General features: G+C 67.8%; 31 protein-coding genes and 1 tRNA gene. 18 read left to right on the plus strand and 14 right to left on the minus strand.

The genetic code is table 11. The features are described from left to right. Positions 1–2 precede the first annotated feature (2 nt). Together DMC61_RS00915 and DMC61_RS00920 are read right to left on the minus strand one after the other, a co-directional pair. A complete protein-coding gene (locus DMC61_RS00915) occupies positions 3–563 on the minus strand; it encodes a TetR/AcrR family transcriptional regulator (RefSeq protein ID WP_016338154.1) in 561 nt (186 codons plus the stop codon). After that, a complete protein-coding gene (locus DMC61_RS00920; protein WP_125686066.1) occupies positions 564–890 on the minus strand; it encodes a multidrug efflux SMR transporter in 327 nt (108 codons plus the stop codon). 153 nt (positions 891–1,043) lie between these two features. Here DMC61_RS00920 and DMC61_RS00925 point away from each other — a divergent pair, with 153 nt between their 5' ends. The 3 genes from DMC61_RS00925 to DMC61_RS00935 all read left to right on the plus strand — a co-directional run bounded on the left by DMC61_RS00925 (position 1,044) and on the right by DMC61_RS00935 (position 5,020). Next, positions 1,044–3,338, plus strand: a complete 2,295-nt coding sequence (locus DMC61_RS00925) for a (Fe-S)-binding protein (RefSeq protein ID WP_125686068.1) — start codon at positions 1,044–1,046, stop codon at positions 3,336–3,338. 266 nt (positions 3,339–3,604) lie between these two features. Next, on the plus strand, positions 3,605–4,006 hold the full coding sequence (locus DMC61_RS00930; protein WP_228688270.1) for a DUF742 domain-containing protein: 402 nt from the start codon (positions 3,605–3,607) through the stop codon (positions 4,004–4,006). 30 nt (positions 4,007–4,036) lie between these two features. After that, positions 4,037–5,020 (plus strand): cation diffusion facilitator family transporter, encoded by a 984-nt coding sequence (locus DMC61_RS00935; RefSeq protein WP_125686072.1) that lies wholly within the window; start codon positions 4,037–4,039, stop codon positions 5,018–5,020. Here DMC61_RS00935 and DMC61_RS00940 read toward each other — a convergent pair. Both DMC61_RS00940 and DMC61_RS00945 read right to left on the minus strand, forming a co-directional pair. Continuing rightward, entirely contained in the window at positions 5,014–5,706 is a 693-nt protein-coding gene (locus tag DMC61_RS00940) for a CAP domain-containing protein (RefSeq protein WP_125687060.1), read from the minus strand. The two genes, DMC61_RS00935 and DMC61_RS00940, sit on opposite strands and share 7 nt — an antisense overlap. Before the next feature lie 121 nt (positions 5,707–5,827). After that, positions 5,828–6,286: a MarR family winged helix-turn-helix transcriptional regulator gene (locus tag DMC61_RS00945; protein ID WP_125686074.1), complete on the minus strand. Its 459-nt coding sequence runs from the start codon at positions 6,284–6,286 to the stop codon at positions 5,828–5,830. 73 nt (positions 6,287–6,359) lie between these two features. Here DMC61_RS00945 and DMC61_RS00950 point away from each other — a divergent pair, with 73 nt between their 5' ends. Then, the gene (locus DMC61_RS00950) at positions 6,360–7,547 is read left to right on the plus strand and encodes an NAD(P)/FAD-dependent oxidoreductase (protein ID WP_125686076.1); all 1,188 of its coding nucleotides are present in this window, start codon (positions 6,360–6,362) and stop codon (positions 7,545–7,547) included. Here the strand turns inward: DMC61_RS00950 and dcd are convergent. Together dcd and DMC61_RS00960 are read right to left on the minus strand one after the other, a co-directional pair. After that, a complete protein-coding gene (gene dcd / locus DMC61_RS00955) occupies positions 7,544–8,125 on the minus strand; it encodes a dCTP deaminase (protein ID WP_016338162.1) in 582 nt (193 codons plus the stop codon). The two genes, DMC61_RS00950 and dcd, sit on opposite strands and share 4 nt — an antisense overlap. Before the next feature lie 13 nt (positions 8,126–8,138). Continuing rightward, the gene (locus DMC61_RS00960; protein WP_125686078.1) at positions 8,139–9,341 is read right to left on the minus strand and encodes an oxygenase MpaB family protein; all 1,203 of its coding nucleotides are present in this window, start codon (positions 9,339–9,341) and stop codon (positions 8,139–8,141) included. Positions 9,342–9,451: 110 nt separating this feature from the next. Here DMC61_RS00960 and DMC61_RS00965 point away from each other — a divergent pair. From DMC61_RS00965 to DMC61_RS00985, 5 genes are all read left to right on the plus strand, one after another. Continuing rightward, positions 9,452–9,522: transfer RNA gene (locus DMC61_RS00965), tRNA-Gly, on the plus strand. A 65-nt stretch (positions 9,523–9,587) separates the two neighbouring features. Beyond that, the gene (locus tag DMC61_RS00970; RefSeq protein WP_125686080.1) at positions 9,588–10,247 is read left to right on the plus strand and encodes a YdcF family protein; all 660 of its coding nucleotides are present in this window, start codon (positions 9,588–9,590) and stop codon (positions 10,245–10,247) included. A gap of 65 nt (positions 10,248–10,312) precedes the next feature. After that, complete coding sequence (locus tag DMC61_RS00975; protein ID WP_233594670.1) at positions 10,313–10,828, plus strand: hypothetical protein; 516 nt, start codon at positions 10,313–10,315, stop codon at positions 10,826–10,828. A gap of 27 nt (positions 10,829–10,855) precedes the next feature. Beyond that, positions 10,856–11,344, plus strand: a complete 489-nt coding sequence (locus DMC61_RS00980) for a GNAT family N-acetyltransferase (RefSeq protein WP_125686082.1) — start codon at positions 10,856–10,858, stop codon at positions 11,342–11,344. Between the two features lie 4 nt (positions 11,345–11,348). Next, entirely contained in the window at positions 11,349–11,714 is a 366-nt protein-coding gene (locus tag DMC61_RS00985) for a hypothetical protein (protein ID WP_125686084.1), read from the plus strand. Here the strand turns inward: DMC61_RS00985 and DMC61_RS00990 are convergent. Next, positions 11,711–12,364 carry a hypothetical protein gene (locus tag DMC61_RS00990; RefSeq protein WP_016338168.1) on the minus strand — a complete coding sequence of 218 codons (654 nt, stop codon included), beginning with the start codon at positions 12,362–12,364 and terminating at the stop codon, positions 11,711–11,713. The genes DMC61_RS00985 and DMC61_RS00990 overlap by 4 nt on opposite strands. Before the next feature lie 85 nt (positions 12,365–12,449). After that, positions 12,450–12,851 carry a DUF4279 domain-containing protein gene (locus DMC61_RS00995; protein WP_016338169.1) on the minus strand — a complete coding sequence of 134 codons (402 nt, stop codon included), beginning with the start codon at positions 12,849–12,851 and terminating at the stop codon, positions 12,450–12,452. A 36-nt stretch (positions 12,852–12,887) separates the two neighbouring features. Here DMC61_RS00995 and DMC61_RS01000 point away from each other — a divergent pair, with 36 nt between their 5' ends. After that, positions 12,888–13,280, plus strand: coding sequence for a pyridoxamine 5'-phosphate oxidase family protein (locus DMC61_RS01000; RefSeq protein ID WP_125686086.1), 393 nt, complete (start codon positions 12,888–12,890; stop codon positions 13,278–13,280). A gap of 34 nt (positions 13,281–13,314) precedes the next feature. Then, on the plus strand, positions 13,315–13,842 hold the full coding sequence (locus tag DMC61_RS01005; RefSeq protein WP_125686088.1) for a GNAT family N-acetyltransferase: 528 nt from the start codon (positions 13,315–13,317) through the stop codon (positions 13,840–13,842). On the opposite strand, the gene DMC61_RS01010 is transcribed toward DMC61_RS01005, so the two are convergent. From DMC61_RS01010 to DMC61_RS01025, 4 genes are all read right to left on the minus strand, one after another. Then, on the minus strand, positions 13,839–14,177 hold the full coding sequence (locus tag DMC61_RS01010; protein WP_043849259.1) for an MmcQ/YjbR family DNA-binding protein: 339 nt from the start codon (positions 14,175–14,177) through the stop codon (positions 13,839–13,841). The genes DMC61_RS01005 and DMC61_RS01010 overlap by 4 nt on opposite strands. A 109-nt stretch (positions 14,178–14,286) precedes the next feature. Then, positions 14,287–15,972, minus strand: coding sequence for a bifunctional UDP-sugar hydrolase/5'-nucleotidase (locus DMC61_RS01015; RefSeq protein WP_125687064.1), 1,686 nt, complete (start codon positions 15,970–15,972; stop codon positions 14,287–14,289). Between the two features lie 77 nt (positions 15,973–16,049). After that, complete coding sequence (locus DMC61_RS01020; protein ID WP_125686090.1) at positions 16,050–16,838, minus strand: alpha/beta fold hydrolase; 789 nt, start codon at positions 16,836–16,838, stop codon at positions 16,050–16,052. Positions 16,839–16,852: 14 nt separating this feature from the next. Further along, positions 16,853–17,341 carry a GNAT family N-acetyltransferase gene (locus DMC61_RS01025; protein WP_125686092.1) on the minus strand — a complete coding sequence of 163 codons (489 nt, stop codon included), beginning with the start codon at positions 17,339–17,341 and terminating at the stop codon, positions 16,853–16,855. Between the two features lie 150 nt (positions 17,342–17,491). On the opposite strand from DMC61_RS01025, the gene DMC61_RS01030 reads away from it, so the two are divergent. Then, positions 17,492–18,139 (plus strand): VanZ family protein, encoded by a 648-nt coding sequence (locus tag DMC61_RS01030; protein ID WP_125686094.1) that lies wholly within the window; start codon positions 17,492–17,494, stop codon positions 18,137–18,139. Here the strand turns inward: DMC61_RS01030 and DMC61_RS41320 are convergent. Beyond that, a complete protein-coding gene (locus DMC61_RS41320) occupies positions 18,080–18,256 on the minus strand; it encodes a hypothetical protein (RefSeq protein WP_167337785.1) in 177 nt (58 codons plus the stop codon). The genes DMC61_RS01030 and DMC61_RS41320 overlap by 60 nt on opposite strands. Before the next feature lie 97 nt (positions 18,257–18,353). Continuing rightward, complete coding sequence (locus DMC61_RS01035; RefSeq protein WP_125686095.1) at positions 18,354–19,007, minus strand: bifunctional 2-polyprenyl-6-hydroxyphenol methylase/3-demethylubiquinol 3-O-methyltransferase UbiG; 654 nt, start codon at positions 19,005–19,007, stop codon at positions 18,354–18,356. Between the two features lie 28 nt (positions 19,008–19,035). Between DMC61_RS01035 and mug the strand changes: the two genes are divergently transcribed. The 6 genes from mug (at position 19,036) to DMC61_RS01065 (ending at position 24,028) form a co-directional block, all read left to right on the plus strand. After that, on the plus strand, positions 19,036–19,587 hold the full coding sequence (gene mug / locus DMC61_RS01040) for a G/U mismatch-specific DNA glycosylase (RefSeq protein ID WP_125686097.1): 552 nt from the start codon (positions 19,036–19,038) through the stop codon (positions 19,585–19,587). Between the two features lie 282 nt (positions 19,588–19,869). Then, positions 19,870–20,670 (plus strand): response regulator transcription factor, encoded by an 801-nt coding sequence (locus DMC61_RS01045; RefSeq protein ID WP_125686099.1) that lies wholly within the window; start codon positions 19,870–19,872, stop codon positions 20,668–20,670. Positions 20,671–20,818: 148 nt separating this feature from the next. After that, positions 20,819–22,663 (plus strand): acyl-CoA dehydrogenase, encoded by a 1,845-nt coding sequence (locus DMC61_RS01050; protein ID WP_125686101.1) that lies wholly within the window; start codon positions 20,819–20,821, stop codon positions 22,661–22,663. Between the two features lie 124 nt (positions 22,664–22,787). Further along, on the plus strand, positions 22,788–23,063 hold the full coding sequence (locus DMC61_RS01055; RefSeq protein WP_016338181.1) for a GlsB/YeaQ/YmgE family stress response membrane protein: 276 nt from the start codon (positions 22,788–22,790) through the stop codon (positions 23,061–23,063). Positions 23,064–23,136: 73 nt separating this feature from the next. Then, positions 23,137–23,430, plus strand: coding sequence for a GlsB/YeaQ/YmgE family stress response membrane protein (locus DMC61_RS01060; RefSeq protein ID WP_016338182.1), 294 nt, complete (start codon positions 23,137–23,139; stop codon positions 23,428–23,430). Between the two features lie 22 nt (positions 23,431–23,452). Next, complete coding sequence (locus tag DMC61_RS01065) at positions 23,453–24,028, plus strand: leucine-rich repeat domain-containing protein (protein ID WP_125686103.1); 576 nt, start codon at positions 23,453–23,455, stop codon at positions 24,026–24,028. Positions 24,029–24,154 lie beyond the last annotated feature (126 nt).

Below are 24,154 nucleotides of genomic sequence, written 5' to 3' on the forward strand. Positions count from 1 at the left end.
GGTCAACGAGGTTTCAGCAGATAGTCCACCACCGGCCGCAGCTCCTCCGCGGACGGCGGCTCGTCGTCGATCAGGCCCTGGATCAGCAGGCCGTCGATCCCGGCGAGGAACACCCGGAACGCGACCTCGTCGTCGTGCCGGACCATCGAGGTGAGCACGTCCAGCCAGCGCCGGGCGGCGGGCCGCAGCTCGGGTTTGCGCGCGGCCAGCAGGTACAGCTCGTACTCCGCCATCGTCCGCCCGCGGCGCGGGCCCAGCGCCTCCGCGAGCAGCCCGGCGACCTCTTCCGCGCCGCGGCTGCCGCGCGAGCGGGCGCGGTCGATCATCCAGTAGACCTCGGTCGCCATATCCCGCGCGCACGAGATGAGGGTGGCGATCAGCAGATCGTCGAGGCTCGAGAAGTGATAGGTCGTCGAAGCCGTCGGCACGCCCGCCTCGGCGGCGACCGTCCGATGGGTGACGCCCGCGACGCCGTCCCGTTCGATCACCCGCAACGCGGCCGCGATGATCTCCTCGCGCCGCTTCTCACCCCTGGCCTTGCGGCCGTCGACCTGGATCTTCACTTAGTGCGCGCTCCCTGCCTCGATCAACACGACGCCGCCGACCACCAGTACCAGACCGGCGATCACGGAGAGGTTGACCGGCTCCTTGAAGAACACCATCCCGACGGCCGCCACCAGCGCGACCCCGGCCGCGGCCCAGATCGCGTACGCGACGCTCACCGGCACACCCGCCTTCAGTACATACGCGAGCGCGACGAACGCGACGGCGTATCCGACGACCACGACGATCGACGGCCCCACCTTGCTGAGGCCCTCGGAAAGTTTCAACGACACGGTCGCGGATACCTCAGCGGCGATGGCCAAAGCCAGAAGGAGATACGCACCCATGTCACAAAAACTACCTGGACGATCGTCTTAAAACAAAGAGAGGCGTACACCACATCGGTGGGACTTGGGCGCGGTCAGTGGGTTACCCATCAGTAAGAAGCATTAGTCTGCCCCCACCACCACACGCTTCACTCGGACGAAAGGCACCCGAAGATGGGCGCTGTACAGCTGACGCTCGGCGGGATCTCGGTCCTGCTCGGCGTCGTCGCCTGGGGAATGTTCTTCGCGACCATCGCCCGCTTCGTGCGGGTGATCCGGCTCGGTCAGCCGGACTCGACCCGCAACGGCCCGTTCGTGCCGCGTATGAAGACCCTGATCAAGGAATTCGCCGCGCACACCCGGATGAACAAGATCCGCAGCGTCGGCGCCGCGCACTGGCTCGTCATGTGGGGCTTCCTGCTCGGGTCGCTCGCCCTGTTCGAGGCATACGGCGAAGTCTTCGTCCCCACCTGGGGCTGGCCCATCCTCGACGACTGGTCGCTGTTCCAGCTGCTCATGGAGGTGCTCGGGGTCGGCACCATCGTCGGCGCCCTGGTGCTGATCGGGATCCGCCAGAAGAACCACCCGCGCCGCGCCGACCGCCAGTCCCGCTTCCAGGGCTCCAACTTCAAGTGGGCGTACTTCATCGAGGCCGTCGTGCTCATCGAGGGCATCGGCATCATCGGCGTCCGCGCCGCGAAGTCCGCGATGAACGTCCACGAAACCCCGATCTGGGCGGCGTTCGTCTCGCACCCGATCGGTGAGCTGCTGCCGGCCAGCCCGAACCTGGTCTCGGTGTTCGCCTTCGTCAAGCTGATGAGTGCCACGATCTGGCTGTTCGTCATCGCCCGCACGATGACCATGGGCATCGCCTGGCACCGCTTCAGCGCGTTCTTCAACATCTACTTCAAGCGCGAGGACGACGGCGGCGTCGCGCTGGGCGCGCTCAAGCCGATGATGAGCAACGGCAAGGTGCTCGACCTCGAAGAGGCGGACCCGGACGAGGACACCTTCGGCGTCGGCAAGATCGAGGACTTCAGCTGGAAGGGCTGGCTGGACTTCTCCACCTGCACCGAATGCGGCCGCTGCCAGTCGCAGTGCCCCGCGTGGAACACCGGTAAGCCGCTTTCGCCGAAGCTCGTCATCACGCAGCTTCGCGACCACGCGTACGCGAAGGCGCCGTACCTGCTCGCGGGCGGCAAGCGCGACATGGCCGGCGACGAGATCGGCCTGTCCGGCGACAACATGTACGCGGGTATCGACGTCCTCGCGATCGCGGAGTCGCAGAAGGCGCTCGTCGGCGACGACGGCGGCGTCATCGACCCCGAGGTGCTGTGGTCCTGCACCTCCTGCGGCGCTTGCGTCGAACAGTGCCCGGTGGACATCGAGCACGTCGACCACATCGTCGACATGCGCCGTTACCAGGTGATGATCGAGTCCGCGTTCCCCAGCGAGCTCAACGGGATGTTCAAGAACCTGGAGAACAAGGGCAACCCGTGGGGCCAGAACGCCAAGGACCGGCTCGCCTGGACCGAGGACCTGGACTTCGAGGTGCCGGTGTTCGACGGCGACCTCGGCGACACCGAGTACCTCTTCTGGGTCGGCTGCGCCGGCGCGTTCGAGGACCGCGCGAAGAAGACCACGCGGGCCGTCGCGGAGCTGCTGCACATCGCGGGCGTCAAGTACACCGTGCTCGGCTCGGAGGAGTCCTGCACCGGTGACCCGGCCCGCCGCGCGGGCAACGAGTTCCTGTTCCAGATGCTGGCGCAGCAGAACGTCGAGATCCTGAACTCGGTGTTCGAGGGCCGCGAACGCAAGGCGCGCAAGGTGGTCGTCACCTGTGCCCACTGCTTCAACACCCTCGCGAACGAGTACCCGGAGCTGGGCGGCCAGTTCGACGTCGTGCACCACACGCAGCTGCTCAACCGCCTGGTGCGGGAGAAGCACCTGACCCCGGTGGCCCCGGTCGCCGAGGACGTCACCTACCACGACCCGTGCTACCTGGGCCGTCACAACAAGGTCTACGACGCTCCCCGTGAGCTCGTCGGCGCTTCGGGCGCGCAGCTGCGCGAGATGCCGCGGCACGGCGACCGCTCGATGTGCTGTGGCGCCGGTGGCGCGCGGATGTGGATGGAAGAGAAGATCGGCAAGCGGATCAACGTCGAGCGCGTCGACGAAGCGCTCGGCACCGCCCCCTCGAAGATCGCGACCGGTTGCCCGTTCTGCCGCGTGATGCTCACCGACGGCGTCACCGCGCGCCAGAGCGACGGGCAGGCGAGCGAGAAGGTCGAGGTCGTCGACGTCGCCCAGCTGCTGCTGACCGCCGTCAAGCGGAAGCCGGAGCCGCAACTGGTGCCGGCGGGAGCGCCCTCTTTGGACACGGTCTCGGACGCCGAACTCGACGGAAAGGCCGACGTGCCGACCGACGAAACGGCCACCGGAACCCCGCTGCCCGAGGAAGACAAGTAGAACGTCACACCCGGAGGGGACATTCTCTCGCACATAATGCGAGAGAATGTTCCCTCTTGTTTTATCCGGACGCGGCCATTTCGTTCCATTACCCGTTCGGCGGTACACCGTGGCGATAGGCTGCAGCGGATCCGGAAAAAAGGGGCGAGGAATCAATGGGCAACCGTCACGAACTCCGCTCGGCAAGGGAGCACCGGCTCGCCACACCGGGATCGCCGGCCGTTCGCCCGCCCGCCAGGATCCCCTCGTCCGCGGCCTTCGCCAGGATGGCTCAGGAAGCGACCATCCCCAGCATCCCGGCCGCCCGGCGGCCGCCGCGACAGGAGCGGAAACGCACGCGCGTCCGCCCGTACGTCCGCACGGGCGGGCGCACCCAGTCCAAGCGGAACTTCGCGATCGAAGCGATGATTTCCGTCCGGAACGACGCACCGTGGACCGCGCCGGGATTCAGCGTCGAATTCCATTCCGTGAGAGCACTGTGCCGCCGTCCCACTTCTGTCGCCGAAGTGGCCGCTTCCTTATGTGTTCCACTCGGCGTTGCAAAGGTCCTTTTGGGTGATATGGCCGAACTCGGTTTGGTCACCGTTCATGAAACACAGGCTGAATTCGACGGCCATCCGGCACTCGCCTTGATGGAACGTGTCCTGCAGGGATTGCGTCGCCTGTGAGATCGGCTCACCCGCACTACGCTACGCGAGGTGAGTGAAGAATCCGGTGGCGAAAGCACCCTGACCGTGGTGCTGGCGGGTGGGGTCAACCTCGCCATCGCCGTGCTGAAACTGATCGCCGGGATCGTCACCGGCTCCGGCGCGATGCTGTCGGAAGCCGCGCATTCGGTGGCCGACACGATCACCGAGGTGCTCCTGCTGACCGCGCTGAAACGGTCGGACCGCCCCGCCGACCGCGTCCATCCCTTCGGCTACGGCAAGGAGCGGTACTTCTGGTCGCTGCTCGCGGCGGTGTCGATCTTCGCCTCCGGCGCGATGTTCGCGCTCTACGAAGGCTTCTCGACGGTTTTCGGCGAGGAGACCGAGCAGACCGATCCGATCGTCGGCTACATCGTCCTCGCGATCGCGTTCGCCCTCGAATCCGTCTCGTGGTTCCAGGCCGTGCGGCAGGTGCGCCGCGACGCCGCCGCCTCCGGCCAGAAGGTCTCGGTCTACCTGCGGATGATCGACGACCCGGCGCCGAAGACCGTGCTGTTCGAAGACTCGGCCGCACTGATCGGCCTGCTGCTCGCGTTCGCCGGGATCGGGCTGCACCAGCTCACCGGCTCGCATGTCTGGGACGGCGCGGCGTCGATCGCGATCGGGGTCCTGCTGGCGCTGGTCGCCTACGTGCTGGGGCGGACCAACCGCGGCCTGCTGATCGGCAGGCAGGCGGATCCCAAGCTGGTGCGCGAGGTGCGGGACCACCTGCGGAACGCGCCGGAGATCGAGGCCGTCGTCGACCTGCAGACCATGTTGATGGGCACCGATCAGGTGCTCGTGTGCACCCGCGTCGACTTCGACGATTCACTCGGCGCGGCGGAGGTCGAACGCGCCTGCGTCCGGCTGGCGACCGAGCTGACCGGGTCCTTCGGCGACGTCACCGAGGTGTTCATCGAACCGGTCCCCCGCACGGACGCCGAGCTGCGCGCGGCCGTGCTGGCCCGCTACGGCGATTGGGGCAAGGGTCAGTAGCCGAAGTTCTGCGTCCAGTACATACCCTTGGTGTTGACGCCGACACCGATCTTCTTCAGCTTGCAGTTCAGGATGTTCGCGCGGTGGCCCTCGGAGTTCATCCAGGCGTCCATCACCTTGGCGGCGCTCGACTGGCCCTTGGCGATGTTCTCGGCGCCGGGCTTGTCGTAGCCGGCGGCCCGGATGCGCTGGTCGAACGTGACGCCTTCCGGCGTGGTGTGCGAGAAGTAATTCCGCGCGGACATGTCGTCGCTGTGGCCCTGCGCGGCGGCGGCGAGACGCGACTCGTTGCTCACCGGCGAGCAGCCCGCGTCGGCGCGCTCGGCGTTGACGAGGTCGATGACCTGCCCGGCGAGCGAGCTGTCCTGCGATCGGGGCGGTTCCGGCGCCTTGCTCGGTGTGGGCTTGGGCGCCTCGGAAGACTGGGCGGGCGGCTCGGCCGGGGCGGAGGACGAGCTGGGCGGAGCGGAGGACGACGTGGGAGCCGCCGAGGACGACGTCGGAGCGGTTGAGCCGGGCGCGGAGCCCTCCGGCGCCGGAGCGGACGTCTGACCGAAGTAGGCGGGCGGCTTCGCGAGGGCGTCGCCGGGTCTGCCCTTGGTGTCGGGGACGCTGAGCGAGAGATTGCTCAGCGCGGTGCCTTGGAACCGATCGGTCACCATCAGGTAGCTCGCACTGGCGATCACCCCGCCCAGCAAGACACTGAGCGTGACAAGCAGTAACCGGCTTCGTGTTCTATTGGGGGACACGGGGCCGAAAACTATCACGAACTGGTTACGGCAATACCCCCGAAAGTAGTAATACCGGTCAGCGGCCGAGGCGGCCCGTGGAGTCGTGCGTGATCGCCGTCGCGTCGGCGAGGAACCGGATCACGGTCTCCAGCTCCCCGTCCGTGTAGTTCTCGCAGGCCTCGCGGACCGACTTCACCAGGTGATCCCACAGCGGCGCGACGGCGTTCATCCTGCCCGCGTCGATCTCGATCAGGACCTTTCGCCGATCTTCGGGATGCGGCTTCCGGGCGACGATCCCCTTGCCTTCGAGCCTGTCGATGAGCGCGGTGATCGACGCCGGCGCGAGCCCCGACAGCTGCGAGAGGGCCTTCGGCGTCTGCGGTCCGAAGCGGGCGAGGTAGTCGGTCACCTTGCTTTCGACGGCCGAAAGGCCGCTCAGCTCGGCGATGGCCGCGTGGAACATGACCGTCTCCGTCGACAGCGCGCGGGATCCGTTGAGGATCCGCTCGACCAGCTCCGCTCGCTCGCTTGACACGTCGGCCAGCCTAGCGGAGTCTTTAGTTCGATAGAACGAATTAGTTTCTAAGAGATTCGATGGGGTGAACGACATGGCGAAGGCACTGATCGCCGGCGGGGGTATCGCGGGCACGATCACGGCGATCGCACTGCACGAGACGGGTCATGAGCCGGTGATCCACGAGGCGTACGACCGGACCGCCGAAGGAGTGGGCGCGTTCCTGACCCTGGCGGTGAACGGCCTCGACGCACTGGGCCCGTTAGGACTGAAAGGCCTGGTCAAGGGCTTGGGATTCGACACGCCGCGGATCAAGATGCAGCTCGGCGACGGGCGCGAGCTGGCGGATTTGGCGCTCGGCGGGCAGCTCGAGGACGGCACCGTGAGCCAGACGGTGCTGCGCTCCGAGCTGTACATCGGCCTCCGCGACGAAGCCGTCAGACGCGGCATCGAGATCCGCTATGGCAAGCGTTTGGCCGACGCACGCGAGACCGGCGACGGCGTCCTCGCGACCTTCGAGGACGGCTCGTCGGCCGAAGGCGACCTGCTGATCGGCGCGGACGGGCTCCGCTCGAGGGTGCGGACGATCATCGACCCGAAGGCGCCGTCACCGCGCTACGTGCCGCTGCTGAACACGGGCGGGCTGGCCGAAGGCGTGCGCCTGGACGACGAACCCGGCGTCATGCACATGACGTTCGGCAAGCGGCTGTTCTTCTCCCACGTCGTCCACCCGGACGGGCGTGTCTGGTGGTTCGCGAACGTCCCCCGGAAGCGTGAGCCGTCTCCGGCCGACCTCGCCGTGACGACCACCTGGCGAGAGGACCTGATCCGGGGGCTGGCGGTGGACCGCACCCCGGCCGTCGAGATCGTGCGCGCGACGCGCGAGATCTACCGGCCGTGGGCGACGTACGACTTCCCGAGCGTGCCGACGTGGCGGACGGACCGGATGGTCATCATCGGCGACGCCGCGCACGCGACCTCACCCGCGGCCGGGCAAGGCGCCGCGATGGCCATCGAGGACGCCGTCACGCTGGCGCGATGCCTGCGTGACGTGCCCTCGATCCCGAAGGCGCTCGCCGTCTACGAAGGACTGCGGCGCGAGCGCGTCGAGGCCGTCGTCGAGCGCGGCAAGCGCAACGGCGACGACAAGGCGGCCGGGCCAGTCGGGCGGGTGATCCGGGACTTCTTCCTCACGCGGGCGTTCAGGAACCTGCCGAAGGAGGATCCGAACGCCTTCATGTGGCGGCACCGGATCGACTGGGATGCCCCGGTCGCTTCTTAGCGCCAGGTGTCGACGCGGTGGAAGTTCTTGTACGCGCGGCTCGGGGTCGGGCCCCGCTGCCCCTGGTACCGCGAACCGGCCTCGTTCGAGCCGTACGGGAACTCCGCCGCGCTGGACAGGCGGAAGATGCAGAGCTGGCCGATCTTCATGCCCGGCCAAAGCGTGATCGGCAGGTTGGCGACGTTCGACAGCTCCAGCGTGATGTGGCCGGAGAAGCCGGGGTCGATGAAGCCCGCGGTGGAGTGCGTCAGCAGGCCGAGGCGGCCGAGGGAGGACTTGCCCTCCAGGCGGCCGGCGAGGTCGTCGGCGAGCGTGACGGTCTCGTAGGTGGAGCCGAGGACGAACTCGCCGGGGTGGAGGACGAAGGGGTCCTCGCCCTCCTTCTCGACCAGCGAAGTCAGCTCGTCCTGCTGCAGCTGCGGGTCGATATGCGTGTACTTGCTGTTGTCGAACACGCGGAAGAAGCGGTCGAGTCGCACGTCGATGCTCGACGGCTGGACCATCGTCGGGTCGAACGGGTCGACGCCGAGGCGGCCGGCGTCGAGCTCTTTACGGAGGTCACGGTCGCTGAGGAGCACGCGATCAGCGTAGTCAAGCGGCCTTCATGTGCCTGCCGTAGGTCGGGTCGAGCCCGAACACCTTGGTGACCTGGCGTAGGTAGTGACCACGGCCGGCGGCCCCGATCAGCTCCTGGAGGGCCGTCGCGCCGGGCACCACCCGCCGGACCGTCTCGGCGGCGAAGTTGACTCCGGCCGCCGCGACCACGGCCGCCTGGGCGATCGGATCGTCGGGCAGTTCGAGGAAGTCGGCGTTGATCTTGCCGAGCAGGAGCCTGCTGATCGCCCCGTGCCCCGCGACCGACACGTGCGCGAGGACCTTGCCGAGCGCGCCGCGGCCGTCGCCGATCCCGGCGTGGGCCTTCATGAGCGCCGCGGCGAGCCGCTTGGAATCGTCGTCGGGGATGAACTCGGTGCTCGCGAGCAGCCACAGCAGCCGCCAGGCGTCGTCCTCGCCGGCGGGCAAGAGCTCCTCGTCGACGCCCATCAGCCAGCCGACATAGCGCCAAAGGTGCAGGATGTCGGCGCGCTCGCGGGCGCTGTAGCGGAGTCCGAGCAGCTGGGTGCCGAAGACGTAGACGAGCGAGAAGAGCAGGAGCGTGCCCGCGGTCTGGACCTGGTTGACCGGCCTGTCCCAAGCCGCGTAATCCCAGTCCTTGCGGCGGTTCATCGCCGCGCGGACGTGGGCGTGCACGATCCGCACCCGCAACGCGGACTCGTACCCGCGCCCGCCGGGCACCAGCGCGCCCGGTGTCGTCACGTGGATCCACCACGTCGCCGTCTCGACGAGCCGTCGTGCCGCCTTGTACTCGATCTCGCCAGTGCCGACGAGCGACTTCGTGGCGCGCGAAGCGAGATAGCCGCCCATCAACGAGACGTCGCCGAGCGGGAAGAGCCCGAGCAACCCGGCACGCGTGATCGCCCGCGCTCCGCGGTCAAGGCGGTCCGGGTCGACCCAGTACGGCGTCGCCTCGACGTTGCGAAAGAAGGCTTCGAGCTCCTCCGGCGGATTCTCGACACTGTCGATGCCTTGCCGCAGCGCCTGTTCGAACTCGGGCCGGCTCTCACGCAGCAACGGCACCAGCACGTCGGCCGCCGGATCCTCCCGCTGCGCGAACCGCCGCAACCGCGCCACCTGGCGCTCGTCACCCCTGATGTCGCCCTCGATGAACAACCTCGACGCGACCCGGAACCCGCCTTGACGGAACATTTCGGGATCAGGCAGCCGCTCGCCCATCCGGATCACCTCCGAGGTAGACAACAAGTGTTGTCACTTTCGGCGGCGACGTCAAGATGGGCGGGGTCTTGGCAGGAGGAGATCCGGGCCATGTATGCTGGCCGAGCACTGCGGATGTAGTTCAATGGTAGAACATCAGCTTCCCAAGCTGAATACGCGGGTTCGATTCCCGTCATCCGCTCAGATGCGAAAGCCCCAGGTCAGTGGATGTCCACTTAGGACCTGGGGCTTTCGCTTTGGAGTCCCATGACCTTGCCGGATGATCTCCGCCACGACGTCCGGACGCTCTGGGACTACCACGACATGCGCCACGAGCTCCGGCCCGCCGACGTCGGGATCGGACTCGGCAGCCACGACCTCGGCGTCGCCGCCTGCGCCGCGGAGCTGTTCCACGCCGGAATGTTCCCGCGCATCGTCTTCACCGGAGCCAACGCGCCGACCACCGTCGAACGCTTCCCGCGCGGAGAGGCGGTGCACTACCGCGAACACGCGCTTGAGCTGGGCGTACCCGATGACTCCATGCTGGTCGAGCCCGAGGCACGGAACACAGGTGACAACATCGCGTTCACCCGGAAGCTGCTGGAGTCACGCGGCATCGAGGTGGGGTCGGTCATCCTCATCTCTCGGCCGTACCAGCAGCGGCGGGCCTACGCGACCTGCAAGAAGCTGTGGCCGGAGGTCGATGTCATCTGCGCTTCCCGGCCGTTGCCGCTGGACGACTACGTCGAGAGCATCGGCGACGCGGACCGGGTGATCAACATGCTTGTCGGTGATACACAACGGATCACCGTCTATGCCGAGCGTGGTTTCGCTGTCCAGCAGGACATGCCGAGCGGAGTCGCCGAGGCTTACGACCGCTTGGTCCAGGCTGGCTTCAGAAAACGCCTTTTGCCTCAAGACTGGTGACGACCTGAGCCGAAGCCGGGGACTCGTCCCCGTGCCCCGCGGTTACCTTCTGCACCGTGCGGAAAATGTCGAGCGACGGTACGGCCGCAGCCTTGCTGACCGTGCTGGCCGGGTCGCTGATTCTTCCGCTCCTCCTGGTCGGCGGGATCTTCCTCATCGTCGGCTTGAACACGGGCAGCACCCCGGGGCCGTACACCGTCGTTTTCGCCAGGGCGGGTGACGAATGCGGGGCGACAGGCCAGTATCTCGACGCGTCCACCGGGGAACCGCTCAGGTGCATGGGTCCGGGAGTGCTGCGGGACGCCTCGCTCGAATTCCCTGGTTTCTCCCGCGAGCAGAACGACGAGGTTCGCCGCTGGCTGGCGACGTTGGCGGAAGACGGCGAGCTGAGCGTCTTCGACCATCGTTCGGTCCAGGCGAAGATCGACGGGATCGCGGCCGGGTTGCCGCCGGGGGTCCGCGTCGAGCCGGAATCCGGCTCGACGCGGATCTGGATCGGCTCGGGACTGACGATCGCCGGCCTGCTCCTGCTTTCCGGCTTCGCCTGGCGGTGGCGGCGGAACCGCCGGGCCGGTTATTGACTTCCCAACGTCGTTACCGTGCCAGGTATGGAAATCCGGGAGTTCAGCGAAGACGACTGGGCGCAGGTCTGGCCGATCATGCGCGAAGTCGTGCGGGCGGCGGACACGTACACCTACGACCCCAACCTCACCGAGGACGACGCCCGCGGCTCATGGGTCGAGACGCCGCCGGGCCGGACGGTGGTCGCGGTCGAGGACGGCCGCGTGCTCGGCACGGCCAAGATGGGCCCGAACCGCGGCGGGCCCGGGTCCCATGTGGCGACGGCCAGTTTCATGGTGGACAAGGAACTTCGCGGCAAGGGCATCGGTGGTGCGCTGTGCGCGAATGCCTTGGACTGGGCCAGGAAACAGGGTTTCGCCGGTATGCAGTTCAACGCGGTGGCCGAGTCGAACGCGGCCGGGATCCGGGTCTACGAACGGCTCGGCTTCGAGATCGTCGGGACGGTGCCGGGCGCGTTCCAGCACCCGACGCTGGGGCGCATCGGGTTGCACGTCATGTACTGCGACTTCGGCTGAAACCGTGAACGGGACGATCAAGAGACATGCCGTCACAGCCGTCGTCGCCGTGCCGGCGGTCGCGATCACGGCGACCTGGCTGCTGAACCGCGACGTCCGGCCGACCACCGTCGAAGGCTGGGCATGGCCGAACGCGGCCGGGAACACGATCTGGCTGACCGAGTCATCCGAGGGCGGCTCGAACGGCGACGGCTTCATTCTGTCGGGCGCTCGATGGGCCGGCCCCGACAACGTTTGGCGTGATGGCTCGTCGGGACCGACGTGCGTCGGCACGGACACCACGGTCGCGACCCATGTCCAACTCGGTGTGGTCGACGTCCGCACCGACGGGATGTCCTGGCGGCACGCCGTGTGGCTGCGCTGCCTCTAGCCTTCGACGAGTTCCCACGGGGCGTCGGCGCTCGGCCGGTCGTACACCTGGCCGGGCGCGGCGCTCAGCACGAGGGCGACGTCCGGGTACAGCGTGACGGCGTGTTCCATCTCGAGGGCTTCGACCTCGAAGTCCTCGCTCTCCGGGACCTGGAAGCCGACGAGCAGCCAGCTTCCGTCGGCCTCGCGGACGACCTGGCGCACGGCGCGCACCGGGGCGGCGGGGTCGGTGGAGATCTCGGCGAGTTCGGTGCTCACCTGGACTTCCTCCAGCGGCGAGCCGGGATGCGTCCACGCGGCGAGGCGGGCGGCGCGCACCAGGAGGTCTTCTTCGTCGTCGTCCGAGTCGGCGACCGAGCTCAGCAGCCAGGTGCGCCGCTCCGGATCCCAGTCGGCGGCCATACCGGTGGGGAGGCCTGCCAGCGCGGCGATCTCCGGGATGAGCTCCACCGCCTCCCGCAGGGGCAGCGCGCCGAACGCGTCCTTGTTCTCCTCCATGTCCTCGGAGAACTCGTTGCCGTCGCTGATGAACCAGTCGCCGTCGTCGTCCAGGACGACGAACGCGAGGTTCGACGGGTCGTCCACCAGCGACCGGGAGATGATCACCGGCGACTCGGGATCCTGACTCAGCGGCCAGTTCTCGCTCGACATGCTGGGCTCCCAACGGGGTTGTCCGGCTGTGGGGCACCATCCCACCATCTCCGGCGTTCCCGTCGCGCACCGGACCGGCGGAAGCTCATTCGCTGAGGTCGTACTCGTCGACGTCGAGCGCGGCCGCCGCTTCGGTGAGGAACGCGATCACGGCGGGCGAGAGGTGCCAGCCGAATTCCTCGCCGCCGTCACGGTGATGGAAGTAGCGCACCACCTGCAGTACCGCGCTCACGCCTTCGTCCACCAGCCGCCGGATTTCCGGGCGGACGGGGGCGAGCCTGCCGATCACGCTCTCGATCTGGTCGTCGACCGGTTCCGAGCCGCGATGCGTCACCTTCCAGGCGTGCATCCGCGGCAATCGGTGTTCGGCGGACCGCGAACCCAGTACCAGGACCTCGTCGGGCTCCATGCCGAGCCGCGCGGTGATCTCCCCGGCGGACACGGTTTCGCTCTTCAAGGCGAAGTAGCAGTACTGGTGGACCTTCATACGCCCGGCACCCTAGCTTTCGGGCAGGCTGACCAGGTGGAACGTGATCAATCGCTTATCGAACGGCTCGCCCGGGAGCGCAATGTCTGGTTGTGCACGCTCCGCCGGGACGGATCTCCGCACGTCACGCCGGTGTGGTTCGTCTACCTCGACGACGTCTTCTGGATCGGGAGCGGCGAACGGAACGTGAAGGTGCGCAACATCGACGGCGATCCGCGCGTCAGCATCGCGCTTGAGGACGGCGACGCTCCCGCTGTCGCCGAAGGTCTGGCGCGCGTTCATCGAGGGGCTCTGCGCGAGGACGTCCTCGCTGCGCTGGCGGCGAAGTACGACGGCTGGGCGGCCGGGGTGGAGATCGCCCCGTTCGGCGCAAGGGTGCTGTTGGAAGTCCCCGTTAAGCGGTGGCTACTCGAAGGTGTCGCCCAATAGTCTGGAAAGTCCGATACCGATCTTGGGATGGACGATGCTGACCGGTGAACTGATCCGCTTGCGCCCGCTCGAACCCGAGGACGCGGACACGCTGTGGCGCTGGCACAACGACCCGGAGGTCACGCGCTGGATGCCCGCGGACCACCCGGAATCCCTCGCCCAGATCCGCGAACGCTTCACCCACCGGAAACCCAACAGCTTCAGCCAGGTGGACTTCGCGATCGAGAGCCTCGCCGTCGGCACCTTGATCGGCACCTGCACCCTGCGCGACGCCACCCCGGAGCAGGGGCGCGCGGAACTCGACATCTACCTCGGCGAGAAGGACCACTGGGGCGGCGGTTACGGCACCGACGCCATGCGCACGCTCTGCCGCTACGGCTTCGACATGATGCGGCTGCACATGATCGCGCTGTGGGTCGTGGTCGACAACGAGGCCGCGATCCACATCTACAAGAAGCTCGGGTTCCAGGTGGACGGCAGGCATCGGCAGTCGTTCCGCGGCCAGAACGGCCAGTGGCACGACGAGTACCTGATGAGCCTGCTCGAAGGGGAACTCCGCTAGTCGTTCAGTCCTTTCGTGAGCCTGGCGGGTGCCTTCATCCGCCAGGCCTCCTCGATGAGTTCGCTCAACTGCGCCTTCTCCACCTTCTCGAGGTCGACGAGGATCGCGCCGTAGCCGTCGTAATGCGGCGTGGTGAAGTACGCGGGGTCGCCGGAAGCCAGCAGGGCCTCCTTCTCCGCGTGCTCGCACAGCAGCATCAGCCCGCCCTCGGCCTCGGTGCGCAGCCGGGCGAAGCTCTTGCCCGCGACCTTGAGCGACGGCGTGCGGTACGACGTGGACTCCTCGACCTCCGGCAACCTGCCCGCCAGAGCCACGACTTCTTCCCAGGTCGTCATGGCGGACATTGTGCCCTGGGTCACTGACAAAACCACCCCCCTCATGTCATGAAAGGGCCGTTCAGGACGAAAAACGTCAGGAACGACCCTTTCATGACACTCGCGGAAGCTACGGCAGGGCGGTGATCCGGTCCGCGGGCGGCGGAGCGATGCCCGGGTGCGCCCCGAAGTACGCGATCAGCGCGTCCAGGTCCACCGGACCACCCGACAGGTTGGTCCCCTTCGTGAACTCGGTGAAGCCGTCCCCGCCGGCGGCGAGGAAGTTGTTCACCGAAACGCGGTACGACGCCGCCGGGTCGATCGGCGCACCGTCGAGCGTCAGGTTCGAGACGCGCGAGCCCTGAGCCGCCGACGCCGAATACGTGTACTTCAGCGACTTCGAGATCTGCAGCATCCGCACGACCCCGTTGGCCTGCCACTGCTGTTCGAGCACGCTCTTCAGGTTCGCCCCGGTGAGCGTGATCGTCTGCATGATGTTCGCGAACGGCTGCACGGCGAACGCCTCGCCGTAGGTCACGACACCGTTGCCTTCGCCGGCGGGCGACGACAAGTGGGTGAAGTCCGTGCGGATCCCGCCCGGGTTCGTCATGGCGATCTGCGCGCCGTTCGACTTCGTGGCTTCGAGCTGGGCATCGGCGATGACGTCACCCAGCGGGGACTCACCGGAGGCCGCGCCCTTGGCGGTCAGGTCCGCGGTGATGGTGCCGACGGCCTTGTTCGCGATCGGCGCGGCCTTGGTCTTGGCCTCGTCGATCAGCTTCAGCACGTCGGCGTCCGGCGTGACGTCGCGGGTGACGATCTGGTTGTGCGCCTTGGTCTCGCCGCGGACGACATCGAGGGTGCGGCGGTCGATCTTCAGGTCGACGACCGACAGCAGACGGCCGAACGACGCGCCCTGGATCACCGGGCGCGGTTTACCCTCGGGGTCGTTGATCACGCAGTTGTACTGCTGGTGGCTGTGCCCGGTGAAGATGGCGTCCACTTTGGACGTCACCTGCCGCGCGATCGCGGTCGCCGCACCCGGCTTGACCTTGCACTCGTCAGGACCGGCGGTTTCGGAGTTGTCGCCCTGGTGCAGCAATACGACCTGCGCCTTGACGCCGAACATGTCGAGCAGCTTCGCGGTGCGGTCGATGGCCTGGACCTCTTCGCCGAACTTGAGGCCCTTGATCGCCTCAGGGGTGACGACCTGCGGCAGATCCTTCAGCGTCGCACCGATGACGCCGATCGGGACGCCGCCGGAGACCTCGATGCTGAACGGCAGCAACGCCGGGACACCGTTCTCGTAGTACACATTGGCCCCGAGGAACGGGAATTTCGCGCCCTTGAAGGATTCGCGGAACTGGCAGCCGTCGGTGGGGTGGCAGCCGCCGTGCTGCATCCGGCGGAGCTCCTTGAGGCCCTCGTCGAATTCGTGGTTGCCCACCACGGAAGCCTCGACGCCGAGCCGGTTCAGCAGCTCGACCGTCGGCTCGTCGTGGAACAGCGCCGAGATCACCGGCGACGCGCCGATGCTGTCACCGGCCGACAGGACGACCGAGTTACGCACTTCGCCGCGAAGCTTCTTCAGGTGCGTCGCGAGGTAGGCGGCGCCGCCCGCGTTGACGGTCTTCCCGTCGGGCAGCGTGACGCGACCACTCGAACCGGACGGCGGTTCGAGGTTGCCGTGCAGGTCGTTGAACGTGATCAGCCGGACGTCGGTGGTCGCCGACGCGGCGGACGCGGGCGCGGCGACGGCGGCCAGCGCGGTCAGCGCGGCACCGGCGACGACGGCCAGCCGGGTGGAGAGCTTCATTGTTGGGCGCACGGCGGAGGAGTCTGCCTTGCGGGTTTGACCTCCACCAGAGGAAAAAGGAGGACGATAGGCAACCGTCACATGGCGCGTGAACTGCCGTCGAGCAGTACCCGCGCGACCAGCTCCGGCTCGTCGTTCATCGGCACGTGCCCGCATCCGCGCAGCACCAGCAGCTCGGCCTCCGGCGCGATCCGGCGCAGTTCGGCGGCCTTCGGGCGGGCGAGGATACGGTCGCGTTCCGCCCACGCGATGGTCACCGGCACGTCCCGGACGACGCCTTCGAACCGGAATCCGCCGCGGGCCTGCTCCAGCGTCGGCCGGAAGCCGGGGCAGCCCGCGAGCGCGCGCATGTCCTCCATGACGACCTGCGTGGTGAGCCGGTCCGGGCGGCCGACGATCATCCCGGTGAGCATCGACCGGCCCGCCGGGGTCGCGGCCAGCCGCCTCGCGGTGCGTTCGGGGATCCGCTCGGCGAGCAGGCGATGGGTGCGCAACATGCTCAGCGCGTACCGCTGCTGCCGGGGTGTCCACAGTCCCGCCGGGGACAACGCCGTCACGCTGCGGACCAGGCCCGCCTCCCCGAGGGCGAGCGAGAGCAGCCCGCCGAGCGAGTTGCCCGCGACGTGCGGTTTGCCGAGGCCGAGGTCGTCGAAGAACTTCCCGAACATCTCGACGGCGGCTTCGACGCCGTAGCCGCCGGAGTGCGGCGCCGATTCGCCGAAACCGGGCAGGTCGACGGTGATCACGTCCCGGTGCGGGGTGAGCAGGCCGAGTACGGGCGACCAGGCCTGACGGCGATGGCCGACCCCGTGGATCAGCACCAAGGGTTCGCCCGTGCCGGCGCGGTCGAAGACGACGTTGTCCATCCCGCGAGGTTAAGCTATTTACTGCTACCGGCGGTAACAGGTAAATAAAGACGTTCGCGCCGACGGGTGACGTCGTTCGGCATCGGTTCCAGTTCACCCGTCGCGATGAAGCCCAGCTTCAGGTACAGCCGCCGCGCCCGGTCGTTGTCCTCCGCGACGTGCAGCCACACCTCGTGCGCGCCGTCGTCTTCGGCGGCCGACCGCACCTCGCCCATCAGCCTGGTGCCCAGCCCGCGGCCCCGGGCTTCGGGCGCGACCCACATCGAGTAGACGATCCAGCCGTCGTCCCGCGCCCGGCCGGCGACGAGACCGACCGGACGCCCGTCGTCGAAGGCGGCGAACCAGACGTCGCCCTCCAGCTTCGCGAGCCATTCCTCATCCGATTGCGCGCTTTCGGCCGCGGCGATCGAGCCGTAGTTCTCGGGGGTGTCCGTCAGGGCACGCAGGCGGACCTCGCGGAAGACGTCGAGGTCCGAGGGGACGAGCCGTCGAACGAGCAACATCCGGGCAGAATCCCACGTCGGCGGGCTGATCGCGGAACGAATATCGCCGATCGGCCAAGATCGGGGTCGGCCACTCGGCCGATCCGGCGCCGACCGCCGCGGCCCTTCGACCGAAGTGGCGGGCCCCTCGTGATCCATAACGTCATGGTCATGACGAACGCACAGGTCACCGCCCTGCAGTACGGCTTGATCGGCTTCTTCGCGCTCTGGGCGACGGTGCTGATCCCGCAGCTGATCGTGCTGCACGCGCGGCACGGCCGAGTGCGGCTTCGTCCCGTCCTGACCATGGCCGCCGTGCTGCTCTACGGGACCATGACGCTGGCCGTGACCTTCCTGCCGCTGCCCGGCCCGGGTGTCAAACGGCTGAGCCAGACCGTGCAGCTGAACCCGTTCCAGTGGGTCGCCGACATCCACACCGAACTGCTCAAGCACGGGCTGCCGATGGCCGACTGGTTCACCACGCAGACCTTCCAGCAGGCCACCATGAACGTACTGCTGTTCGTCCCGCTCGGGTTCTTCGCCAGGACGCTCTGGAAGCGCGGCCTCGTCGGCACGACGCTGATCGGCTTCGCCGCTTCGCTGCTGATCGAGGTCACGCAGCTGACCGCGAACTTCGGCACCGCGCCCTACGTCTACCGGATCTTCGACGTCGACGACCTGCTCAACAACACCGGTGGCGCGTTGCTCGGGTGGATCGCCGGGGCGCTGCTGCTCAGCCTCGTGCGGAAGCCCGTCCCCTCAACGGTCGAGCTTCAGCTTCCGCGCCGCGAGCGGGTCGACCTCGCCCAGATCCGCTAGCCTCGCCTGCCGTCGCTGGGCCGCGCGCCGCGCGGCCCGCCGGTCTTCCGCGATCACCAGCACGGTGGCCACCACGAAGATCAACGCGACCACGCCGAGGATGAGCGAGAGCTGCAAAACCCCTCCTCGAAGACGACCTTGTGTGCGAGATCACAAACAGTACGCACATCGTGCTGAGTTGACCACCCCTTGAGACGAAAGTGGGTGTCCCAGGTCACTCGGGATTCGCGGAGAACCACGTCCGGTCTTCGGTGTGCCAGCGTTCGAAGATCAGGCCTGCGCTGGTCAGGGCGGCTTTCAGGGCTGGCGGATCCAGCCGTCGGCAGGTGAAGGCCTGGCTCCACCATCGGTTGCCCGCCGTGTAGCGCACGACGGCCGACAGCAGGTTTCCGTCACGGGAGACCCGGCCGAGCCGGACGTCGACCTCGCCGAGCGCGCCACCTTGACCGTCGCGGGCCGAGTCGAACCACTCCGGCGGATGCCATTCGACGAGCACCCGCCCGCCGGGCGCCACATGCGCGCGGGCGGTGGCCAGGAAGGCCGCCCGATCGGCTTCCGAGGCGGTGTTGACCAGGTGGCTGCCGAGCAGCACCACGTCGAAGACCCGGCCGAGCCGCAGGTCTTCGATCTTCGAGCACACCGTCTCGGCGCGGACGTGGGCGAGCATCTCCGGCGAGTCGTCCACCGCGACCACCCGATGCCCCAGCTCCACCAGCGCGTGGGTGACCCGCCCGGCTCCGCAGCCGAGCTCCAGGATCGAAGCCCCCGCGGGGGCCGCCGCGTGCACGATGCCCGGCTCGTCGCCGGGCGGCAACAGCCGGTACACCTCCACCGAACAGCCGTCCGCGGTGAACGCCCCCTGCTCCATACCCGCAAGCGTGCCGGAAACTGGCCAGGTGAGGACCAAACCGACCAAGGAAGAGCTGGCCGCCGCCTACGGCAAGACCATCGACGACGTGATCGCGCCCGATCTGGACGTGTTGTTCTGCGGGATCAACCCCGGCCTCTACTCGGGCGCCCTCGGTCTGCACTTCGCCCGGCCGGGGAACCGGTTCTGGCCAGCGCTGTACCGCGGCGGCTTCACTCCGCGCCTGCTCGACCCGAGCGAGCAGGACGAACTGCTCGCCCTCGGTCTCGGCATCACGAACGTCGTCGCGCGGACGACGGCGCGGGCCGACGAGCTGACGCCGGACGAGTTCCGGGAAGGCGGCCGCCTGCTCACGGCGAGGGTCGCCGAATTCCGGCCACGCTGGCTCGCGGTGGTCGGGATCACGGCCTACCGGACGGCGTTCGGCCTGCCGAAGGCGAAGATCGGCCCGCAAGACACCGAGATCGGCGGAGCGCGGGTGTGGGTGCTGCCGAATCCGAGCGGGCTCAACGCGCATTGGACTCCCGCGGCGCTCGGGGACGAGTTCGGGCGCCTCCGCGCCGAAGTCCACTCTGAGTAGTGAACAGGTCAGGATCTCCCGCCGGCGCGCTCATTCGAGCAAGAGATCCACAACCAGCCGATACGCAGAGTTTGCTGCGACGAGGCGATACATCTATGAGGGGGATATCGCGTCACGTGCCCCGACCTACTGACTCGTAATAGTTACGAGGTGTCATCTCTGTCCGGTCCCGCAGGGGGGACCGGTTGGCGAGGGTGACCACGCCGGGGGGCAGTGGTCACCGAATGGACTTCCGAGTCCTCTCGTCCGGAGATGGCGGGCACGAAAACGGAGGGGTCCGTGATGCGAAGCATCGAGCCGAACCGAACGCAGGCCGGCAGGCCTGGCGGACTGTCGCCAGGCGGCCGCGGACTCGGCGTGGCCGCCGTCGATCCGATCCCGATCTTCTGCGAGGGATTGAGCTCGCTGGTCCACCGCACGCCGGGGCTGACGTGGCTCGGCCACGCGGCGAGCCATCACGCCGCGCTCCAGCTGTGCGAACAGCTCAAACCGGACGTCATCGTGCTGGATTCGGCGCTCGACCCGAACTGCCATCTGTCCCGGCTGCTCAGCGGCGGCGACCCGGCGCTGGTCATCATCACGATGATCAGGGACACCAACCGCACCCAGCAGTACCTCGCCGCGGCGATCGCGGCGGGAGTGCACGCGATCGTGCCGCGGGCGACCGACGGGCGGCATCTCGCCGAGGCGATCCGGCGCGCGCACAGCGACCGCCGCTACATCGACCCGACGCTGGCCGCGCTGACGGCACGGCCGAAGCGTCAGCCCGTGCTCCCGAAGCCCGGCGACGCCCCCAAACCGGCGGCCGCGCGCGGCCTGATGCCGCTGTCCCGCCGCGAGTACCAGGTCCTGCAGCTGGTGGCCGAGGGGCTGGAGAACTCCGGGATCGCGAAGATCCTGTTCCTGTCCGTCGAAACCGTGCGAACGCACGTCAAGAGCATCCTGCGCAAGCTTTCGGCCCGCGACCGCACACACGCGGTGACGATCGCGTTCCGCTCCGGCATCCTGGTGGCGAATCCCGACGACACGCACACCCCGGTCGAACCGGCCGCCGCCGCTTCGATCGCGCCGTCACCCCGCTGAACCAGCACCTAGACCCCCAAATTGCTGATTTCCACATCACAACAGTGGCCATTCACTTGCCGCCGGTTACCCACAGGTAATATCCTGATGTTACCGGCGAGTAGGGACGTGTGCCCGGCCGGGGAGCCGAACACATTGGAGTGACGAAATGGGCCACTACAAGAGCAACGTCCGAGACCTGGAGTTCAACCTCTTCGAGGTCCTCGGCGTGCAGGACCGCCTCGGCAAGGGTGTCCTCGCGGAATCCGACGAGGAGACCGCCCGCGGCGTGCTGACCGAGCTGAACAAGCTCGCTTCCGGTCCCCTCGCCGACTCGTACGCCGACGCGGACCGCAACCCGCCGGTGTACGACCCGAAGACCTTCTCGGTGAAGATCCCCGAGTCGTTCAAGAAGAGCTACCAGGCGCTGATGGACGGCGAATGGTGGCGGCTGGGCCTGCCGAACGAGCTGGGCGGCTTCGGCCTGCCCCCGACCGTGCAGTGGGCCGCGGCCGAGCTGATCCTCGGTGCCAACGCGCCGCTGTTCATGTACATGGCGGGCCCGAACTTCGCCGGCATCGTCGACAAGAACGGCACCGACGAGCAGAAGCGCTGGGCGCAGATCATGATCGACCGCGGCTGGGGCGCCACCATGGTGCTCACCGAGCCCGACGCCGGTTCCGACGTCGGCGCCGGCCGCGCCAAGGCCGTCAAGCAGGAGGACGGCTCCTGGCACATCGACGGCGTGAAGCGGTTCATCACCTCGGCCGAGAACGACATGGTCGAGAACATCATGCACCTGGTGCTGGCCCGCCCCGAGGGCCCCGGCATCGAGACCAAGCCCGGCACCAAGGGCCTTTCGCTGTTCCTCGTGCCGAAGTTCCACTTCGACGGCGAGACCGGTGAGCTGGGCGAGCGCAACGGCGCCTTCGTCACCAACGTCGAGCACAAGATGGGCATCAAGGCCTCCACCACCTGCGAGCTGACCTTCGGCCAGCACGGCACCCCCGCCAAGGGCTGGCTGCTCGGCGAGGTGCACGACGGCATCGCGCAGATGTTCCAGGTCATCGAGTACGCCCGCATGATGGTCGGCACGAAGGCCATCGCGACGCTGTCGACCGGCTACCTCAACGCGCTCGAGTACGCCAAGGAGCGCGTCCAGGGCGCGGACCTGCCGAACATGCTGAACAAGGCGGCGCCGCGCGTCACCATCACCCACCACCCGGACGTCCGCCGCTCGCTGATGCTGCAGAAGGCGTACGCCGAGGGCCTGCGCGCGGTGTACCTCTACACCGCGACCTTCCAGGACCAGGTGTGGACCGGCGAGGGCGACGAGGCCTCGCAGAAGATCGCGCACGGCGTCAACGACCTGCTGCTGCCGATCGTCAAGGGTGTCGGCTCCGAGCGCGCGACCGAGCAGCTCGTGCAGTCGCTGCAGACCCTCGGCGGGTCGGGCTTCCTGCAGGACTACCCGATCGAGCAGTACATCCGTGACGCGAAGATCGACTCGCTGTACGAAGGCACCACGGCCATCCAGTCGCTGGACTTCTTCTTCCGCAAGATCGTCCGCGACAAGGGCGCTTCGCTGGCCTACGTCGCCGGCGAGATCACGAAGACCATCGAGTCGGAGATCGGCAACGGGCGGCTCAAGAACGAGCGCGGTCTGCTCAAGCAGGCGCTCGAGGACACCCAGGGCATGCTCGGCTCGCTGATCGGCTACCTGACCTCGTCGCAGGAAGACCCGCAGAACATCAACAAGGTCGGCCAGCACACGGTCCGCCTGCTGATGTCGGTCGGCGACCTGCTCATCGGCTGGCAGCTCATCAAGCACGCCGAGGTCGCCATCGGCAAGCTCGACTCGGGCGCGTCGGCGAAGGACGTCCCGTTCTACGAGGGCAAGCTCGCCGTGGCGTCGTTCTTCGCGAAGAACGTGCTGCCGGAGCTGACTTCGCGCCGCGCGATCGTCGAGGCCGCGGACAACAGCCTCATGGAGATCTCCGAAGCCGCGTTCTAAACGGTTTCGTGACGAAGAGCCCTCTCCGGCCCGGAGGGGGCTCTTCGTGGTTTCGAGGGGGATCTCCGGGGGAATTTCCGTGCTGAGTCCGCCCGTTGGCGGAGCCCTCGGCAAAGGAGTCTCAATGACAGTCACCGGCATCATCACGGCGATCGTGGTCGGTTTGATCCTCGGGGTGCTCGGCAGGTTCTTCGCCCCCGGCAAGCAGTCCATCCCGATCTGGCTGACCATCGTCGTCGGTATCGTCGCCGCCTTCATCGGCACCGCGATCGCCCGCGGGCTCGGCTACGCGGACACGAAGGGCTTCGACTGGCTCGAACTCATCACCCAGATCGTCATCGCCGGTATCGGGGTCACGCTGGCCGCGAACCTCTACGGACGCCGCAGCGTCACCCGGTAAGGGGGCTTGAGGCGCGACGAGCCGGTTTCGGTGTCACCGTGGGTTCACTCGATTCTCCAGCGAAGGAGGAACCATGTTGGGTGGCCTTTGGGGCATCATCACCACGATCGTGGTCGGGCTGATCCTCGGTGTCATCGGCCGGATGCTGGCGTCCGGCGATCAGAAGATCCCGATGTGGCTGACGATCGTGGTCGGCATCATCGCCGCGTTCATCGGCAACTGGCTGGCCGGGGTGTTCGGGGTCCGTGACACCCCCGGCATCGACTGGATCCGGCACGCCTTCCAGGTCGGCGCGGCCGTCGTCGGCGTGATCGCCGCGGCCGCGATCTACGCCAAGGTCAAGGGCGGGCATCGCGCCGCGACCTGACCCAGGACTACGGTCGGCCCCTGTGACCACTCGACTCGAACTCGGTGGCCAGGGGCTGACCTCCCTGTCCGGCATCCCCCTCCCGGCGACGCTGGAGTACCTGGATCTGTACGACAACCGGCTGACGTCCGTTCCCGACGAGCTGTGGTCGCTTTCCGGACTCCGCGTGCTGAATCTGGCCACCAACCGGCTGACCGAGTTCCCCGCCGCGCTGTGCTCGCTCGGACGGCTGAAATACCTGGGGTGCACGGACAACCGCATCCCCACCCTTCCCGAAGATCTCTCCGGGCTGGCTTCGCTGCGCGAATTCCGCTTGTACGGCAACGGGTTGACCGGGATCCCGGAATCGATGGGGACGCTTTCCGCGCTACGCGAGCTGCATCTGCGGAAGAACCTGCTGACCTCCTTGCCGTCCTCCATCGGCGATCTGAGCGAGCTGCGCCAGCTGGACCTGCGGGAGAACCGGCTCACCTCGCTGCCGGAGTCCATCACCCGGCTGTCCAAATTGGACAAACTGGATCTGCGGTGGAACAAGGAACTGCGCGAGCCTCCGTGGCTCGCGGACTTCGAGGCGCGGGGCTGCATGGTGCTGCGGTGAAGCTCAGGCCCGTTGGCGGAGCTGAGGACGTACTCCGAAAGTGGCCGAACGCGTGAACCCGCCCTGGCCGAAGGCCCCGCTATCGCGGTGGCAGGGCGCCTGATCCGCCGTCGTGACGGGAAAGAC

The organism is Amycolatopsis sp. WAC 04169 (assembly GCF_003947535.1).
Taxonomy (GTDB): domain Bacteria; phylum Actinomycetota; class Actinomycetes; order Mycobacteriales; family Pseudonocardiaceae; genus Amycolatopsis; species Amycolatopsis keratiniphila.